The organism is Halomicrobium sp. HArcht3-1 (genome assembly GCF_058933345.1).
This window is the reverse complement of the sequence record NZ_JBZYDM010000007.1, coordinates 1-17,468: the sequence shown is the minus strand read 5'-3', so window position 1 is coordinate 17,468 and position 17,468 is coordinate 1. Positions and strand designations below refer to the sequence as shown.

The following is a 17,468-nucleotide window of genomic DNA, read 5'->3' as shown; positions in this document are numbered from 1 at the left end:
GACAAATTTACCTGCAAAATTCGACTTTAGAAATCAGGCATATCACTAAAGTATCGTTCGTACACACTTTCTATTTCATTCGACGAATCGAGCGCGTCCGTTAGCAACCGATTCACGACACCTTTAGTAACTATTAGCAACCTTGGACGCGTGAGGTACTGATTCAAATAATCTTCCTCACCTCGGCCGACGTTGCGAATCTCTTCATGCAGGTCCCGTTTTCTGAATTCCTGGGGCTCAAAAAGTGCGTATATGATACTTCTGAAATCGCCACGAATCATTTCAAGCTCGTTTGAGACTGTAGCCGCCAAGTATGCCGACATAATCATGGCAAGAGCATCGGCGGTGAGAATTACTAAATGTGTGTTTTGATCATAGAACACATCCATTTTATCGAAAAACTCAATCTCTGCCTGTCCCTTAAAATCAAGAATAAGAAATGTATGTGCGACTCTATCAACCTCAATCTTTTCTCGCTCTGCTCTCTCTAAATACTCGTTGTGTTTCCCACGGGCTTCTTCTTTCCCAAAATTTGCATAGTTCCCCGATTTGGCATCAACGACACCCAAGATCGACGCGGGTCGGTCACCCGCAGTGAGTTGGGGGATCCAATACAAATTGTCTGGTAAGCTCTGTCCGCTACTGTCTTCACCACCTTCTCCTGGATAGGTTGAAAATAGATGTGAGAACCCCAGTTCCGAGACAGTCTCTAAGCGGTCCCCACCGGAAAGTTTCCCCGCCTTCCTGAGCAAACGCATATGATTTAGTTCGGTAAGGATATATCGAGGATTGATGTTCACCTGATGGACGAGTTCAGTATCATCTTCTTCGTAGCGAGATTCTATAAATTCTCGTTCCATTTTTTGAATAGAACGCGCAGTACTTGCCATCGCTTGAAGATGATCAGTCATCTCATGAAGCCCATCAATTGGTGCAGCATACACAAGACTACCTGTAGACAATAATGATGCGAGATCGATCAAATCCTCCAAACGATCTTTCGGCGTTAACAACAGGGTTGGTTGCTCTGACCGTAGGGCATTCGCGTAGACTTCCATCATCTCTCTTTCAAATTCACTGGGCTCAACTGGCAACACCACCTGAAGGTCTGACTCTGTTGACGCTGTCACTCGACGCGGCAGATCCTTGTCGATAGTTGCCACATCCTCTCCTATGTGTGAAAGGATATTCTCTAAGAATGTGGTGAAATCCAGATCGTAAAATGTGTATTCGGAGGAATCAACCGTGAATTCGTGAGGATTTGGGCTACGCCGACATTCCATTTTGACGATGCCGTCCTCGCGATGTTTTTGCGTACAAGACTTTCGACATCCAGAATATTGACACCGGTTGGGAAGGCGTTCGGTACCGCTTACGTACTCCGTCCCGCGAAGTTCTGGGGGAACATCACCCAGTTCAAACCGGCCAGCATCACTGTCAGCGACCGCGATATCTAATGCTTCAGCAAGATCTTCATTCATATTGTGGTCGGATACCCGAAGAAGTGTTTTAGCGCAATTTGCGATTCACTTCCTAGTCGAGAACCATCTATTGGTTGTGGTCCCGTTGTCCGAGCTGTAATATGGCGACCATCGATGTTCAGCACTAGGGCGAGACTTTCTTCGTCAGCCCGCTGTAAGAAGCGAAGAAAGCTGGCTTCAATGTCGATTCGATCGAAAACCTCGTCAAGGTTTGTGCGACCAATCAGACGAAATTCTTCAGTGTCTAAATTGGGGTCATCTTCAATCTCAGAGCCCGAGAGTTCAATGCCATCAAGTTTGGCCTTAATCGAATCTTTTCGGGCCTCGCTATAGTCAGTATCATCAACGTCAGTTTTTGCTTCCTCAGAGCGATCACTGATTAACTTAGTCACTTGCTCAATCGGTTCATCGCCAGTCGTAATCGACTCAGCAGCTTCCTCATGCAGCTCTTCTGCTTCAACAATGTTTTCTCGTTCTATTGAGTTCGTGATGTTTTCAACATTAAACATATATTCGAACAGCACGTCCAATACCCGATTCCAGCCCAGTGAGTAATCGTCTGTAAAGATTATTTTTGTCTCCCTCTCGCTGATCTGTAATAGTACTCGTATATCTTTCACCTCCCGGTACCGAATCTCAGTAAGTGATGGTGTGTTCGGGATTTTGCCGCCATTGTCTTCTTGCCTAAATGAAAATGTATTCGCCTCCGTTACTCCGGCTCCTTTCTCAAGGAAAATCTTGAGTGACGCCGCTGATTCTCCCGTGAGCTCTGGTTCCACAAGTACTGCTTTCGCTTGTTCCTCACGACCATTCCAGTTCTCGTGAAACTCCTCGATGCGTGACCCCAAATCTGCCAAATCCAACGCTTTATCAAGTGACCACGTTCGTTTGAGTTCGTTTTGCCGAACCCGAGCGGCGACAATAATCTCGGTCAACGATTCCTTAAGTCCCAGTTCGTGAATTAAAATAGCCAGCTCAAACAGAGAGTCTGGGTCACGGTGACTCTCTTTCGGGTTATACTTTTCATTCAGATATGCTGCCGCATGCACACGATCTATGCTCTCTCGATTAAGCCTGTCTCTGGTAGCTAACCACTCGCGGGTTTCTTCTGGGATATGTCCCGCAACAACTCTCCTCCAGCCATCTGAGTTGTATTCTGTTGGATCTCGATTCTGTTCTTCATCACTGAAGTTATTATATACCCGACAAAGGATGTCTGCATTTCGTTGTTCAAGAATATGGTATAGCTCAGAATCTTCGATTTCCGAAACAGTTGGCGCACCCATTTCTCTTTCTAATGATCATACAAACTCATAATATTTCTGGATATAATTCAGACAGATGTAGCAAAGGTATTGAGCGCGAACTTCACGGAGATCGCAAAAGAGCGAGACGCAACACGGAGCTTCGCTCGATGGGGTGATGGCGACTACTGGCACACTGGTGAACTCTCGAACACCGTCTTTGGCACTGGGAACAAGAAGACTGCGTGGGCAGCAGAACTCTTTGAGCAAGGCACTCGCCAACTCTCAGGGCAAACGTATCTCTGGATTCGAGCGTGGAATCCCGACCGCTATGGTGGTCCCTACGGATACGACGCCTATCTCGCTGAGGCCGAACCGCTCCTTATCGGTCTTGCCTACGATGCCTATCCTGAATCACTCCTCAATCACTCTGGCATACCTGATGATGCCCCGGTCAAGCTGGCCGAACATCAGTTTGAATCGGTAACTGACGAGTGACGCCGTACCCGGTGGAGAACCAGCACTGCCACGACTTTGATTCAATTGGCTCTGTGCATATCTTTCGAGAATGAGAAAAGTGGCTTGCTGAATGACTGAATATATTGTTATTATTCCCTCATTAACTGTCGAAGATTTTGCTGAGTGTTCCTGTCCTCCCTGACCTCGAAGTTGGTCCCTTTTGCGATACTTCTCATTGAACCAAGCAACCCACGGGATACCGGTGAAAGTTCTGCAATTGCGAGGCTGGCGGCGCTTGATTGTTTCTCAAATACAAGGCCGCTGTCGTCCTCAAACTGCATTATGAAATAATGGCCACCGTTGCCGTCGCTGAATTCTTTGAAAGAGTTCAGTTTTTCCATGAACTCCTCCGCATCACTTCCCATAGCCAATAGATGGCTACTCAACCAACTTATAGCATAACGATAGTATGATAATAATCACATAATGGCTAATCAATGCATGCTACTGCACCATTCGATCAGAATTCCTGAATTCGATCATAGAATACGTCGTGGAAGCGCTCTCCTTGTTCGATCATCCACGTATGATACTCTTCCCACGAGTCTTTCTGCGTGAGTTCACCGGATCGCCGTAGCGTGATCTTCGCCCGATTGCTATTGCCTTGCGCTTCCTCTGGTGGACTCCACATAAGCTCCTCACCCATCTCCTGTTCAATCTGCTCGCGCTCACACTCTAGCTCTTGGTATATCTCTGGGTCATCCTTGATCACAAGCTGGCAGTAGAGGTTGTTCTCCACTGTATTTGTAGTAAACTGGAGTTTGAATCCCGAGCGTCCGATCGGGTTGTTATACCAGTGCTGGGGCTTTGGTTTGCGTGTTCGGAGCGGGGTTTGCCGATCAGCAATGAGATCTCTGAATTGCGTCCAGTATTCTTCTTGGAGCTTCTTAGTTTCGGAGAGTTCGCCTTGCTTCCGCTTTGCCTTCTCTTTCCACTCACTTGGATCCTCGATCGGGTTGAACCGAACGGCTGGTGGCGAGTCGCCGATTCGCCAGACCTCTAATCGGACGGCAAAGAGATCTACTCCCTCTCTGCTATTCTTATTGAGCCACTGGAAGGCGTCCTTATGCTCGTCGTTGAATTGTGGTGTTACCCAGACGATGATATCGGCGTCGACTCCAGCAGCGTATGCAATACACTTCCCGAGATGGTCGTGGTCAGAAACCTCGAGTTGGTTTTCGATGACAATCTGGCGACCGTCGTCAGTGACCTCGGCGACGATGTCGACGCTATACTTCCCGACACTTTTCTCGGTCTCTTTGACCTGTAGATCCAATCCCAGCACATCCTCAAGGTGTGAGGAATCTTCATCTCGGATTTCATCAGCCAGCCACGGCGTGAACTGGTGGGCCTCATGCTCCCAGTACTCTCGAACATCTTGGGAGGTCAGATCCTGAAATTCTGGAGGCTCGAAGTGAGACATACTACAAGCCAGCAACTGTGGCTACAAAATACTGTGTAGCATTGTTATGCGAAAACTATTATAAGAGTTAATCTTGCATAGTAAATAAAATTCGTTTGAATTATACTGATTTAGAACTCTGAAGTATCTCTGCAGGTCTATTTCCGTAGCATATTGACGATGTTGGCTAGAATCAATGTCGAAATGAAAAATATGATCGATAATAAGAATATCCGCAGACCTGGGTTCAAATTTAGCAAACCTTGGGAGATGCTCTCTATTATATCATACTCCATTCTTGGAGTCCCTGTAAATGTAGGAAATCTCGTTTCAGTGGCTGTTTGAGTCAGTTGTTCAGTGGCTGTTTGAGTCGGTTGTTCCTCGGCAGGTGGTGGCCCCTTTGTGAATGTTTCAGTATTAGTCTGGTTGATAGTTGTATCCTGAGTAGTCTTCACTTTGGAGGTGTTTCGAATTTGGGTGGTTGTTGTTTTTCCCTCTCCAAACACAGTGGTATTATTGGCTATCTCAGATGATCTATGCGCAGGTGAACTCTGCGGTGTTTCAGTTGGCTGTTGTCGTCTTTGATTTGGTGGCCCGCCACTGACGAGATATTGGTTAACGATTATTGCACCAAGAACTGAAGAAATAACATTAGTTAATATCGTTTTGAGACTTTTCAGTAAGCTTTCTCTACATCTCTCATAAAAATAATTTATATATTCAAATAATAATAAGAGGTATTTAATACACTGGTTTAGGAGATATTTTGCCCGATCCATCGATGAGCTCTCCAATAAGTGATGTTGTATGTGACTTTCCTACAATCTATAATAATTATTGCCACTTCGCATTTTGTAATACTAACATTTAATCCAAAGGACCATGGTTAAATACCATTTCCACTGGTATAGCGACCAGAAACGATTATTCAGTATTTTATCGATATTTGCCACCGGGGCTGCCTAATCAATCTGCAACCCACCCAAGCCCTTCATTGTACGTACTCAGATAACCTGCATCGACACTCTCTGCAATCTCGGGGAATCGATCACCGGCCCGGTCGACGATCGTCTCCTGTAACACTGTACTTTCTGTCTCGAACGACGGCGACACCCGAAGTCGGTACTCGTCGTCGATCGTGAACAGCTTACGATCGAAGGCGGCGTGGTGGAGCTTGCTTAACGGCACCACGTTCGAGAGATCGGCGCGATGGTCTGGATACTCACTCCAGGAGAGGATGTGGGCAACGTCGAGCAGGCCGCTGTGGTCCACACCTGAGACTGGACACGTCGACTCGTACCGATTCAGAACTGTCGCCCGAAACTCTGGATCAACTGCACGAGCAGTCACGGTCGTCTCGTAGGTCCCGGCCGTCATCGTCCCTGTCTCGTCAGCCACACTCGGCGTCGACGCATCTGCCCACTGCTCGACAGCCGATTCAGTAAACTCGTGGCCATCATCAGTGAGCCTGTACGCTTGCCCCTCTTTCTCGACGAGGCCAAGGCTCCGGAGCCAGTTCGCACGCTGTTTTGCCATATCGGTATTCGCGGGGTCCCAGCCGAGTTCGGGATGGGTCTGGAGTTGCTGGCGATTGATCTCATCGATCGTCATCGGGCCTGGCGAAAGCGTATAGAGGAGGCTCCGAAGCCCGACGTTTCGGCGGCACATGATCTCCAGTAGTCTCTCGATTGAGCGGTTCTCGAAGTACGTCCGACCCTCTGAGCCAAGCACCCACTGCCCATCGCGTAGTTCCAGAAAGCCAACGTTCTCCAGATAGTCGATCCGGCGTGTGATCGAGTCTCGACTGGATACACGATCGAACGTCCCACGATGCCAGCCGATCAGTTCGTCCTCCGTTGGCTGGTGTTCGGAGACGAATTCAAGAATCCAATCGAGCGTCTCCACGTAGCTCGTTGCCCCACCAAACATCGGGACGATACTTCGAAGGCGCTCTGGATGCATCTCTTTCACACTCCGTTTGCGGCGATCTCTCTGGCCTGGATTAGCTGTTCGAGACCATCATTGAACAGCGCATTTCTATCTTTAGATTCTTCAGAGACCGTGCAGGACCGAGCCATTGTTGCTGCACCAGTCTGGTATTTGCTGAAGATACGTTGATACTGTCCCAGCGTGAGCGAAACTTCGCTCATCGAGTAAGCCGTTAACCTCTCCGAGATCGTTGTCTGTGCGTTCTCTCTGGCCCTTCCGAACGTCTCTGCTGCACTCTCAAACTGTTCCTGTTCACGTTGTCTCGCACCTGCGCTAATCTCTGTACCAGTCTCGACGTACTTTTGCTGCATTTTTATGTGGGTGTCATAGATTTCCCTCTGACGCTGAAGAGCAGTATCCACGCTTTCAACATCTGGTAGTAGTCGAGCTACTTTCGGTGTCTGCTGATCAGGAGCGGGATACTCGAACTGAGCAATACTCGTCGCGAGTGAATCGACGGGGTCAGGTGGTGCTGGTGATGGCGACCCCTCTATTTGTAACAACACCCGCCCTTCGCCGGTATTGACCGTCTCTCTCACGGTCCGACTTTCGGTGAGCACTTGCTGTAATTGAGTATAGTAGTTCTTCGCCTGTTGGAGTGCTCTCACTCGCGATTCAATCGGTGGTTCAGATGGTTCACTGACCCCCGGAATTATACTGACATCGGTGTTGACGCCGTGCCAGTACGTGGCATCCTCTCGGGCCTGATCGAGTTTGTTGCTCTGTAGTACGGAACCCACAGAGGTCATCGCTGCGCTAATATGCTGAGTGAGTAAGTCAACCTTGATGGGGTCTGCAGCGTCTGCCTGATCGACTGTTTCTGCGAGTGATGTTAGCTCTTCTTCCGTCTTGGACAACTTGCCATCAACGCGTGTCGGTGAGAGGATCGCACCTCCCAGACCAAGTCCTGCGGCACCGACGAGCACGTGTCGGCGCGTCAAATTCTCCGCAATCTCTTCCAGATCATCCATTGGCCTAATCTATCTGTAGTAATGTTTAAATCCATTGTCGACTCGGGTTGACTCGTGCCAGAGCCAGACCCGATGCGTTTTGAAGCCGTTCTCGCCCGGATCCAATCTGGACTCCGGACCCATGCTGACTCACGAGAGCGAAGCGTCCAACTCGCAGATCAGCTTGTTGCTCACCACGACACTGAAGGCATTACGATCGATTTAGAGCAGGACCAACAAATTGAGAGTGTCACCAGGTTTGTAGACACGGATACACTCCAACGCCTTCGGAAACTCACTGAGATTATCGAGGACGACCTTAGCGTCAACCTTGGACACAGTAAGTTCGCCCGTCTTGCAACGACTGCTGCGGACTTTTCTTCGATCGCTCAGATTGCTGTCGCCGGATACAATCTCCTCGTGAGTGCTGATGCACTTGATGCCGCAGCTGCTCAGGCGAATTCCGTCGATCAAATCAAAGACAGACGATTCGAGGATTTCTATTTCTCCATCTGCGTCTTCGCCATTGAGGTCTTCCTGTTTACGACACCGTTCAACTACAATATCGCCTGGAAGGGGACTCGTTATCTCAACAATCGGTATCTCTATCGAATTCGCGGTTTTTCCTCCAATGCATATCGGTTCGTCCTGAGCGAAGTTCACTGCACCATTCGAGGTATCGCTGCAACAGCCCTTCGGTCGGTTGAGGAACTAACGGAGTATCTCATCTCTACAACAGTCTGGACACTCGAACTCATTCGCAAGCACCCGGATTCCTCACTGAAAGAGATCGATCTCCCTGCTCGAATCGAAGGAATCCTCTCTGAGTTCTATTCGTTTGTGGATGCAACATATGACTTCGAAGTCCCCGATATTGACCTCGGTGGGCTGATTACCCAGATCATAGCCGAGGCCGACGATATCTTAGATATCTCGTTGCTCGCAGTCGATGCTACTTCGGCTGATGTTACTTCCCAATAATCTACAGCGCTACTATCTACACATAACACCAATGTGATTGGAACAACATTTTCAACTATGCTCTTTCGTCGTTTCACTGTTCTCTCAGTGATCGTACTGTGTCTTCTCGCTGGTTGTGCTGGATCGTAAAACTCTGCAGAAACCACTCATTCGATAACTCAGACATCCAGTACGCCATCTCTCTCAGCAACTGCGTCAGGGACTACTTCGACCCCAGATTCAACAGCGGCCCCGACTGATGAACAGACCTCACGTGCCGAGACGGCGACACGCACTCCAGGGAACACTGTTACATCACCGACCACTTCGACACCCTCACCTACCCCCACTCCCACAGCGACACCCTCACCAACACCTGACCAACCCGGTGTCGTCGTCTCGGTCACGAGCGTGACCGACGGCGATACGATCGACATTCTATTCCAGAACGGAACAGAGGACACTGTCCGGCTCTTGGGCGTCGACACGCCGGAGACGTACGGCTCGACGAGTCCAGAGGAATTCGAGGGCGTCCCAGATTCAGAGGCTGGGCGTGAGTGTCTACGCGAAGAGGGGCAGGTTGCCACTGCGTACATGCAGGATCGTCTCGCCGGCGAGTCCGTCCGACTCGTCTTCGATAGTCAGTCAGACCGTCGTGGCTCGTTCGGTCGGCTCCTCGCCTACGTCGTCCACGATAGTGAGAGTGTCAACCACCTGTTCGTCTCTGAAGGTCACGCACGAGTGTACGATTCGACGTTCGAGCAATCCGATCGCTTCTACGATGCTGAGGATGATGCCCAATCGAGTGAGCGTGGCGTCTGGCGCTGTCGCAACGCGGCGACACCGACACCTGAACCGACGGTAACTGAGCGCCAACAGACCGGTTCTGGTGAACTCGCCGTTGCGCAGGTCCACGCTGATGCGAGTGGGGACGACCACGAGAACGAGAATGACGAGTACATCGTCTTCGAGAACACCGGTAGCGCTACACTCGGTCTCGGTGGCTGGACAATAGCTGATGAAGCTGATCACACCTACTACGTCCCCGATGGCGTCTCTCTGGGTCCCGGAGAGACGATCACGCTGTACACTGGCTCGGGAAGTAATTCCGATAGCGCACTCTACTGGGGAAGCGATTCGGCCATCTGGAACAACGGCGGCGATATGATCATCGTGACCACTGCTGATGGTGAACAAGTTCTAACACACGAATACTCATAGCCACTCTCCACACCGATTTTGTAGCCCGCTCTAGAGATCGATCTGGCTGAGGATATCGAGACTCGATGCCATGATAGCTCACCCGTCTAGAGCCAGTTCTTGCTCGTTGCGACTGTGCGCACCCTGGAACGCGCGCAATTCTTCCAGCTTCTCTGTCCGCTCATCTTCTGGAAGGCCGTAGAGCGGTGAGTTTCCAGCGTGGCCTTGTTTCTCAACGATCCCCTCAAGAAGGCTCTCTTTGTGTCGGTGCCACGTCGAGACGTCGAAGTCTGCTGCGTTCGCAATCGAGGCTGGATTCAGTGGTCTTGGATGGTGGTTTAATAGCGCTGCGATAACCCGTGTTTCAGCATTGTCGCCAAAAATCTCGATCAAGGGATGAGATTCGATCGGATGCAGTGTCTCTTCAGTCTGTGCTTCCTCCGAAGGTGCCTTGTCTGGCATGGCTCTGTATAGACTCTCAAACACAATAGTATTAATGTAAATTCACTACAGTACAATTGCAATATTGCAATTGTATTGGAGCTTGCAGGGTCGTGTTCATCTTCGTCTAGCCAATCATGCCTCGCCTCATCTCTCACAAATCTCGAAGTGAGTCAATGACGGACGATTACAGAGCCACTGCATTTTATCGCCCCCAGAAGGGTGCGGGGGAACCCCCGCAGATCAACTATGGGACATCGAGCACTCGTTGCCTACGCACGACCGGACGGACTGTACAACTGCCACTACTCACACTGGGGTGGCATGAACCTCACACTCACAGATAAATTGTCTACGGAAACGCCCTTTGGCGGCCATACACCCTCGAAGGAAATTCGAGCATACTTCGAAGAACTTCTCAAAATTCCTCGTGACACTTCTCCTGGGTCACCACCAACGAACGATTGCTCGATCGATCTCGATCCCATCGAAGTCGCGATCTCGCTCGACGACATCGCCTTCACGACTCTTGATTACCTCCATCACGAGGCGTTCTACGTCGTCTCGAAGTCCTTCGAGATCACACCATATCGAACGTGCTGGCTTGGGCTCACGCAGGATTCAGAAACCATCGAAGCGGCACCGACGATCGGCAACGGCGCGTACTATACCGTTCGGTGGTACGAAGGCGTCCCCGTTGGAGACGGCGTCATGCGCGGTCGGTGTAAGGCCCTGAAAGACCTGACTGGCGATATGCTTGATCGCGGTGTCTTCGACCAAGAAAGCGCGACGAGATACATGATCCAGAAGCTCAGGACATGGACTCGCGAGCAAGAACTGCACGTCACCCGGCCAGCACAGCCGTAGTTTATTGCGCCCCGATGGGCGAGGGCGCATTCCTTGCCCTTGCAACTATGCCCGAGAACGAACTTGCAGAACTCGTTGACGCCGAACAGCAACTCCAAGCATTCCTCATCGCCACTGCCGAAGGGGGAGTCCCCGAACTCGCCCTCATCGCGATCCTTCGTGATTATGCCGATCTCGTCGAAGAACAGGGGAACGTCCCTCGAACGTGGCGTCGGTAAGGAGCGGCGATCATCACTTCTGAACAGACAACGAACTGGTCTGGATAGCTGATGAGGAATTGTTACCCTATCTACATTCGGAAGCCGAGAGTATGAGTTGGCATGACTGAACTGGACCGCCCACTGATCGGCCACACCACACTCTCTCTGGGAAGCCCATGGTTGTTTTTTGCAGTGACGTACGCTCTGACGTGGACCTGGTGGCTCGCAGCAATTGCACTTGGGGTTAGTTTTGCGAGCGCTCAGGGAGCGGCCCTTCTGTTGCTGGGGCTTCTTGGGCCAGGCATTGCTGGTATCGGATTCGTGTACCTCGTTTACGATGCACCGGGCCGCGCCGATTTCTGGAACCGTGTCCGTAAGCCTGGCCGAATCGGCCGACAGTGGCTCTTGATCATCCTCCTGGTTCCGATCATCGTGACCCTCGCGGCAGCAATCGCTGATTCGGTACTGGAGGGCCCAGGTGTGACGTTGGGAGCGGGAGTACAGGATATGCGCCGCAATCCTGTGTCCGTCTTGCCTACCATATTCTTCGCGACCCTGCCGCCGCTCCTTGAAGAGTTAGGGTGGCGCGGATACGCGCTTGATCGACTGCAGCTGAACTGGTCTGCGTTCAGTTCCGGAGTCCTTCTGGGCATCGTCTGGGCGCTCTGGCACCTCCCGCTATTCTTCATTCAGGGATCGTTTCAACGAGAGGAGGTCGGCTTCGCAACAGACGGGTTCTGGTTGTTCATGATCGGGATTGTCGCGCTCTCGGTCATCATCACCTGGACCTACAACAACACATCGCGGAGCATCCTTGGGGTGATCATTTTGCACGGCTGGGTCAATTTCGTGTCTGAAACCATCGAGGTCGCAGACGAATTCTATTACTCCATCTGGGTGCTCTCGGCACTCCTTGTCGTTGGGATCTGGGGGGCCAAGACCTTGCGAAAGGGGACGAATGTACCCCACCCACCAGTGAATAGCGACTAGTCCAAGACAAAACGCGACAGCGTTCTATCCCCCGAGGGGTGCGGGGCGCGCTCGTCATCGTATTGTAGTAACCGAACCTGAGCATCGACTCGACCTTCTCAGTCGCAATGACATCAATTCCCCTTCCGATGCCGGAGAAGACTCGGTGGCCATCGATCAGTATCTACGGAGAATAGCGGTTGTCGTGAATCGTCGATTGGAGTGGGAACCAGCCTATTAACCAACAGATTAGGCAAATCTTCGTTTGTGTTGGTTAACGCTGATCGGCCGATCCCGTCCGCTGTCACGAGAGTTCCTCAGCCACGTCGACGAGATCATCCACTGTGTGCCAGAGGACAACTACTAATTCGCTTTCAAGTGGTTTACTCCAGACTAAACTCCTTGTCTCCAGAGCAGTAATTGTGACGTATGAGTACCGATTTAGGAACCGCCGAGGGAAGAGAAACCCGCGAACTCGTCCATTTCGTTACCCAACAAACGCGCTTCGCGCTCATCAACAACATCCTCCAACACCCCGAGCAGCTGCCGTCGATGTACGAACTTGAGGAGCTCAACCCCAGCGTGAGTGACGCCACCGTCTACAAGCACATCCAGAAGCTTATCCACGCCGGTATCGTCAAAGAAGTCGCACTGGACGACGACCAGCGCCGGCAGGGCTATCCCTGGAAGTTCTATGGCCTCACGGATGGGGGGCGGGAATTCCTTGAGGAGCATAATCTGCTCGCTGCCGAAGAGACGCTCCAACAGATCTACGAGACGATCTCCGACAAGCCCGAGAAAATGGTCAAGTACGAGAACGCCCCGCGTCCGGACGACGTGTGAAATCAATTCGTTGAAGCGGCTTCGAAGCCCCGTCAACAACTGTTTTCGCGCTCTTTGTCTCCAGTGAGTGCTCCAGAGACGCGACGCGTTTTATCGCCCCCTGAGGGGTGCGGGGGCACTCCCCTCGCACTTCGCCATGACTGATCATCCACTCGATCGACTCGACGTCCCAAATCGCATTCGAAAACGCGCCCAGTACGAAGCCCTGACGTTCGAACTCTTCGAGACGAACGTGCTCGTTCGAAACGAGAGCCACGCTGATCCCGAGAATCACGAGTATCTCGTCGAAATCGGCGATGGGCTTCCAGTGTCGTGTACCTGCCCCGCAGACGAACACTACGAGAACGCATGCAAGCACCGTGTTGCTGTGGCAATGCGCCGGCCAATCATCGACTTCGCCAGCGAAGCGAAACTAGTCGCCGACGGGGGCTTGAGGACTCGCGAGAGCGGGAGCGATACACCTTCTCTTGACGAGGTGAGAATCGAGCAGGAGGATACGAAAGATGATCCCGAGGACTGTGACTGCGATGACCTTCCCAATTCATTTCCGTGCTGGGAGTGCTATCGAGCAGACAGACAGACGTTCGAGTGACTCTCAACGTCGTCTCCTGCTCGGATTGCTGGTTGCGAGAACATCTTGTCTATCCCGTCCACACAGCCACCGTTCCCGCGTGTTTTATCGCCCCCGGAGGGGTGCGGGGCGTCACACCAGATGCCTCGAATCGATTATGACCTCGATTCTCAACGAGCGTAGCTTCGACGAACCGATCTCCAACCAGTGCAGCGGCACCTGCCCAGAATGCGACGGTGAAATCCAAACCGATGGTGGCGAACGAACCTGTCAAGCGTGCGGACTCGTTATCGACGGGCATGGCATTGCACACGACTTCGAACCTCGAACGTTCGAGGGTGGGCCGAACCGCGAACGGACGGGTGCGCCACTGACCAACGCTCGTCACGATCGTGGTCTCTCCAGTCAGATCGGCAAGTGGCGAGACGGGAAACACCAGGTCCTCCCAGCGAAGAAGCGTCGGCAACTTGCCCGGCTCCGACGTGAGCACAGCAGAGCACGCTTCCAGTCGAAAGCAGAACGCAATCTCGCCTTTGGCTGCACTGAGATTGCCCGTCTCGTCTCAGCGCTGGAACTCACACGCGAGACGACCGAGTTCGCCTGTTCGATCTTCAGACAGGCCCAGGATCGTGACCTCTTCCAAGGACGATCACTCGAAGGCTTCGCGGCAGGCAGTGTCTATGCAGTCTGTCGGTGCCGATCGCTTCCGTATTCCACTGATGAAATCACCGAGGTTGCACGCTGCAGTGAGAAGGCGCTGAAAAACGCCTACTCGATCCTGAACGTCGAACTCGGCCTCGAAACAGCGATCCAGACACCACAGGATCTCATCCCAAAACTCGTCGGCGCGCTCGAACTTCCACAGGCGGTTCGTCGACGAGCACGACTGCTCGCCGAACGAGCAATGGATGAGGGACTGGACAACGGTCGCCATCCAGCAGGGCTCACGGCGGCGACGTTATATCTCGCGGCACAGGAACACGAATTGCCGATCACGCAGGCAGAGATCGCGGATATTGCAGACGTGTCGATCGTGACGCTTCGTGCACGGCGAGACGAACTGCTCACGGTGGGGCAGTGAGATGTGGTCCTGGTTCTTTCTTCGGCGGCTGAAATCCCAGATCTTCGAATGTCGTCGGTGTGGGACAACACTCCACAAGAGTAGTTCGAACTGTCCGTACTGTGGTTCCTGTGAGGTCGTGGTCTACGACTTTGACTCGTGAGACAGTGATATATTCTAAGGAGACACCCCACTATTTCCTGTGAAACCCGACTGGCGTCTTCTTCGATGGGCGACAGACACACCCCACCATTTCCTGTGAACAGCCGTTCCAAAGGGGTCGGCTTCTCTCAGAGCATCGTATTCTTCAAGGACCAACAGACACACCCCACTGTTTCCTGTGAACAGCCATCTCGAAAGGGTGCCGTCTCTCTCATAGCACCCTGTTCTGCTTTGCTTGTGCTCGAATCCGGACCACCTCGTCACCCAGCGCCAACGCATCACCCATTGCCTCTACTGCACTCTGAAAGGGGACGTTGAGTTCGTAGCTGTAGTAGTTCCCGCGTGACCCACTCCGATTTTCCGTCGCTTCGAGGATGCCGAACATTCGAAGGTCCGAGAGGTGGTTGTTCACCGAACGTCGTACCAGCGGGTCCGTCTTCGCTTTGACACACAAGCGTCGATATTCGTCGTACACGTCACGCCCTTGGCAAGGCGTCTGTTGCTGTGCTGCCTTCGAGACGACGGCGAAGAGGACCAGTTTCCCGTGTACCGTGAGTTCGCGCATTCCCTCTTCGACACGCTCGGCATCGAGTTTTCGTCGGGCGTCCTCGACGTGGGCTTCGCTAATCGCCTCATCGTCACTGCTCTCTGCAGTTTCACCGGCCAACCGAAGCAAATCCAGCGCTTGGCGTGCACTGCCACTATCTCGTGCAGCGAGCGCAGCACACAGGTTCAGGACGCCGTCGTCACAGGCACCGTCGGTGAGTGCTACCCGTGCCCGTGAAGCGAGAATGTTTGCTAACTCTTGAGCTTCGTAGGGCGGGAATTGGAGTTCTCGCTCGCACAGTGTATCCTGCACACGCGGGTCGAGCTGGTCACGAAACTGGAGGTCGTTACTGATTCCAATGACCCCAACGCTCGTCTGTTCGAGATACCCATTCGCCTTTGCTCGTGGGAGTTCGTAGAGAAGTTCGTCACGATCACCAATCGAATCGATTTCATCGAGTACAACGAGAACCGTCCCACCGAGTCCTTCGAGTTCACTGTAGAGCTTCGTGAAGACCGTTTGTTGTGGATAGCCGGTCGCGCTGATTTCATCGCCAGGATCTCTGAGCGTATTTACCATCGCAATGGCGACCTGATACGACGAGGTGAGCGTGTTGCAATTGAGCGAGAGGACTGAGAGATCCACGTCGTCGTAGGCTTCGACATCTGCTTCGAGCATCTGAAGGAGGTACTCCGTGACGGCTGTCTTCCCGACGCCGGTGTTCCCATACAGGAAGATATTGTTCGGTTCCCAACCGTCGACGATCGGCTGGAGAGCGTCCATGTAGGCGGCGATCTCTTCATCCCGTTCCTCTATCTCTTCGGGCTGGTAGGATTCATTCAGTGCGTCCTTGTTGGCGAAGATAATACGATTGCGCTCAAACCCTGTCATGAGGTGTCTGGTCCCGTCTTCGCTTATAAATCAGTGTTCGGTGGTATGCTGGAGACACCCCACTGTTTCCGGTGAAGTGCTGACACTTTCTGGTTGTCGACGAGAGATCGTTTTCTGACCTTGGAACTGGAGTTCCGTGTGGAGCAGTGGTGGGGGTACGCAGGTGGCTGTTCACAGGAAACAGTGGGGTGTGTGGGTCCGAAAAACAGTGATAGTGTTTTGCTCATCCAGTGGCGTGACTAACTAACTCGGAACGAGGTGTGTGCCTTCGAGTTCACTCACTTTGTCTTGCTTTCTGGGTCCAAGACTAACTCGGAATTGGGTGTGTGGGAGATGCCTAAGTGATGTTGAATTCGAAATCTCTGCTCTGTTGTCGGCAAATACAGGATCGTTCTGAATGCAGGTGCGAACTGGAATGAGGGGGGACCCCCCACATTTCACGAGAGTGGGTGCAGAGATGCAGGGGGTGGGGAGAGCGACCACGCTCACGGCAGATCGAGATCGAGATCAGACACGAGACCCCCGACTAACCCCATTCGTGCCACCGCCTGTTTCGCTTCGTCGACGTGCGTGGCTTTGTCCTCAGGGAGATCGCTGACAAGTTCCTCGAGTGCCTCGATCAGCGCCTGCTGTTCGGCATCGATCTCTGCCAGATCGATCGCGACACCGAGCGTGTCGAAGCCGTCGACGGCCGCTGTTCGGACCCGTCCGTCGTCGTCTTCGAGTGCATCGAGTAGGAATTCGACGAGACGGGTCCTATTCTCGCGGAGGGCGTCGATCGTGTAGCCGTCGACGCGATCGGCCTCACTGGCGGCGATCGTCAGTTCGAGCATCGGATAGGCGTCGCGCAGGAAGCGTACGACCGACTGGCGGACATAGCCGTCGTCGCTCTCGTAGATCGGCTCACACGCGTCAAACAGCGCCGCGTACTGTTCGACGCGCACGGTCGAGTCGACCGCTTCGATCTCGTCGATTGCGTCGTTCACGCGGTCGGCGTCACCGGAGGCGAGCGCCTCGGCGAACGACGCTGGGCTTCGGTCCATACTGCCTTGTTGAATCCACAGATGGCGTAGCGATCACTCCTTGATGGCTTGTTCGAGGTTGTAAACGGCGACGGTGAGCACAAGTTCTCTGAATTCGCGGTACCAAGCGCTCGGCCCGACAGCGGATCC

At 52.5% G+C, this 17,468-nt stretch carries 19 protein-coding genes; 9 read left to right on the top strand and 10 right to left on the bottom strand.

The features are described 5' to 3' along the window. Nucleotides 1-26 precede the first annotated feature (26 nt). Both AC5FRW_RS12785 and AC5FRW_RS12780 read right to left on the bottom strand, forming a co-directional pair. On the bottom strand, nt 27-1,481 hold the full coding sequence (locus tag AC5FRW_RS12785; protein WP_493568851.1) for a hypothetical protein: 1,455 nt from the start codon (nt 1,479-1,481) through the stop codon (nt 27-29). Next, a complete protein-coding gene (locus AC5FRW_RS12780) occupies nt 1,478-2,767 on the bottom strand; it encodes a hypothetical protein (protein WP_493568850.1) in 1,290 nt (429 codons plus the stop codon). Before AC5FRW_RS12780 ends, AC5FRW_RS12785 begins: the two co-directional genes overlap by 4 nt. A gap of 69 nt (nt 2,768-2,836) precedes the next feature. Here AC5FRW_RS12780 and AC5FRW_RS12775 point away from each other — a divergent pair, with 69 nt between their 5' ends. Next, nucleotides 2,837-3,223: a hypothetical protein gene (locus tag AC5FRW_RS12775; RefSeq protein WP_493568849.1), complete on the top strand. Its 387-nt coding sequence runs from the start codon at nt 2,837-2,839 to the stop codon at nt 3,221-3,223. A 110-nt stretch (nt 3,224-3,333) separates the two neighbouring features. Here the strand turns inward: AC5FRW_RS12775 and AC5FRW_RS12770 are convergent, their stop codons facing one another. From AC5FRW_RS12770 to AC5FRW_RS12750, 5 genes are all read right to left on the bottom strand, one after another. Next, nucleotides 3,334-3,609 (bottom strand): hypothetical protein, encoded by a 276-nt coding sequence (locus tag AC5FRW_RS12770; RefSeq protein WP_493568848.1) that lies wholly within the window; start codon nt 3,607-3,609, stop codon nt 3,334-3,336. 95 nt (nt 3,610-3,704) lie between these two features. Further along, complete coding sequence (locus AC5FRW_RS12765) at nt 3,705-4,667, bottom strand: DUF4268 domain-containing protein (RefSeq protein ID WP_493568847.1); 963 nt, start codon at nt 4,665-4,667, stop codon at nt 3,705-3,707. A gap of 137 nt (nt 4,668-4,804) precedes the next feature. After that, nucleotides 4,805-5,425 carry a hypothetical protein gene (locus tag AC5FRW_RS12760; RefSeq protein WP_493568846.1) on the bottom strand — a complete coding sequence of 207 codons (621 nt, stop codon included), beginning with the start codon at nt 5,423-5,425 and terminating at the stop codon, nt 4,805-4,807. A gap of 187 nt (nt 5,426-5,612) precedes the next feature. Further along, nucleotides 5,613-6,608 (bottom strand): HNH endonuclease, encoded by a 996-nt coding sequence (locus AC5FRW_RS12755; protein WP_493568845.1) that lies wholly within the window; start codon nt 6,606-6,608, stop codon nt 5,613-5,615. 5 nt (nt 6,609-6,613) lie between these two features. Continuing rightward, on the bottom strand, nt 6,614-7,606 hold the full coding sequence (locus AC5FRW_RS12750; protein WP_493568844.1) for a hypothetical protein: 993 nt from the start codon (nt 7,604-7,606) through the stop codon (nt 6,614-6,616). 54 nt (nt 7,607-7,660) lie between these two features. On the opposite strand from AC5FRW_RS12750, the gene AC5FRW_RS12745 reads away from it, so the two are divergent. After that, nucleotides 7,661-8,566: a hypothetical protein gene (locus AC5FRW_RS12745; protein WP_493568843.1), complete on the top strand. Its 906-nt coding sequence runs from the start codon at nt 7,661-7,663 to the stop codon at nt 8,564-8,566. Between the two features lie 390 nt (nt 8,567-8,956). Further along, nucleotides 8,957-9,766, top strand: a complete 810-nt coding sequence (locus AC5FRW_RS12740; RefSeq protein ID WP_493568842.1) for a lamin tail domain-containing protein — start codon at nt 8,957-8,959, stop codon at nt 9,764-9,766. A gap of 78 nt (nt 9,767-9,844) precedes the next feature. On the opposite strand, the gene AC5FRW_RS12735 is transcribed toward AC5FRW_RS12740, so the two are convergent. Continuing rightward, on the bottom strand, nt 9,845-10,207 hold the full coding sequence (locus AC5FRW_RS12735) for a hypothetical protein (protein ID WP_493568841.1): 363 nt from the start codon (nt 10,205-10,207) through the stop codon (nt 9,845-9,847). Nucleotides 10,208-10,435: 228 nt separating this feature from the next. Between AC5FRW_RS12735 and AC5FRW_RS12730 the strand changes: the two genes are divergently transcribed. From AC5FRW_RS12730 to AC5FRW_RS12705, 6 genes are all read left to right on the top strand, one after another. Beyond that, nucleotides 10,436-11,053 carry a DUF6735 family protein gene (locus AC5FRW_RS12730; protein ID WP_493568840.1) on the top strand — a complete coding sequence of 206 codons (618 nt, stop codon included), beginning with the start codon at nt 10,436-10,438 and terminating at the stop codon, nt 11,051-11,053. A 47-nt stretch (nt 11,054-11,100) separates the two neighbouring features. Then, nucleotides 11,101-11,271 carry a hypothetical protein gene (locus tag AC5FRW_RS12725; RefSeq protein ID WP_493568839.1) on the top strand — a complete coding sequence of 57 codons (171 nt, stop codon included), beginning with the start codon at nt 11,101-11,103 and terminating at the stop codon, nt 11,269-11,271. Nucleotides 11,272-11,373: 102 nt separating this feature from the next. Next, nucleotides 11,374-12,243, top strand: coding sequence for a CPBP family glutamic-type intramembrane protease (locus AC5FRW_RS12720; protein WP_493568838.1), 870 nt, complete (start codon nt 11,374-11,376; stop codon nt 12,241-12,243). Between the two features lie 408 nt (nt 12,244-12,651). Beyond that, nucleotides 12,652-13,065, top strand: coding sequence for a PadR family transcriptional regulator (locus AC5FRW_RS12715; protein WP_493568837.1), 414 nt, complete (start codon nt 12,652-12,654; stop codon nt 13,063-13,065). 136 nt (nt 13,066-13,201) lie between these two features. Beyond that, nucleotides 13,202-13,657: an SWIM zinc finger family protein gene (locus tag AC5FRW_RS12710; RefSeq protein WP_493568836.1), complete on the top strand. Its 456-nt coding sequence runs from the start codon at nt 13,202-13,204 to the stop codon at nt 13,655-13,657. 136 nt (nt 13,658-13,793) lie between these two features. Beyond that, entirely contained in the window at nt 13,794-14,717 is a 924-nt protein-coding gene (locus AC5FRW_RS12705; RefSeq protein ID WP_493568835.1) for a transcription initiation factor IIB, read from the top strand. 352 nt (nt 14,718-15,069) lie between these two features. Here the strand turns inward: AC5FRW_RS12705 and AC5FRW_RS12700 are convergent, their stop codons facing one another. Together AC5FRW_RS12700 and AC5FRW_RS12695 are read right to left on the bottom strand one after the other, a co-directional pair. Continuing rightward, nucleotides 15,070-16,296 (bottom strand): orc1/cdc6 family replication initiation protein, encoded by a 1,227-nt coding sequence (locus tag AC5FRW_RS12700; RefSeq protein ID WP_493568834.1) that lies wholly within the window; start codon nt 16,294-16,296, stop codon nt 15,070-15,072. A gap of 485 nt (nt 16,297-16,781) precedes the next feature. Then, entirely contained in the window at nt 16,782-17,339 is a 558-nt protein-coding gene (locus tag AC5FRW_RS12695) for a hypothetical protein (RefSeq protein WP_493568833.1), read from the bottom strand. Nucleotides 17,340-17,468 lie beyond the last annotated feature (129 nt).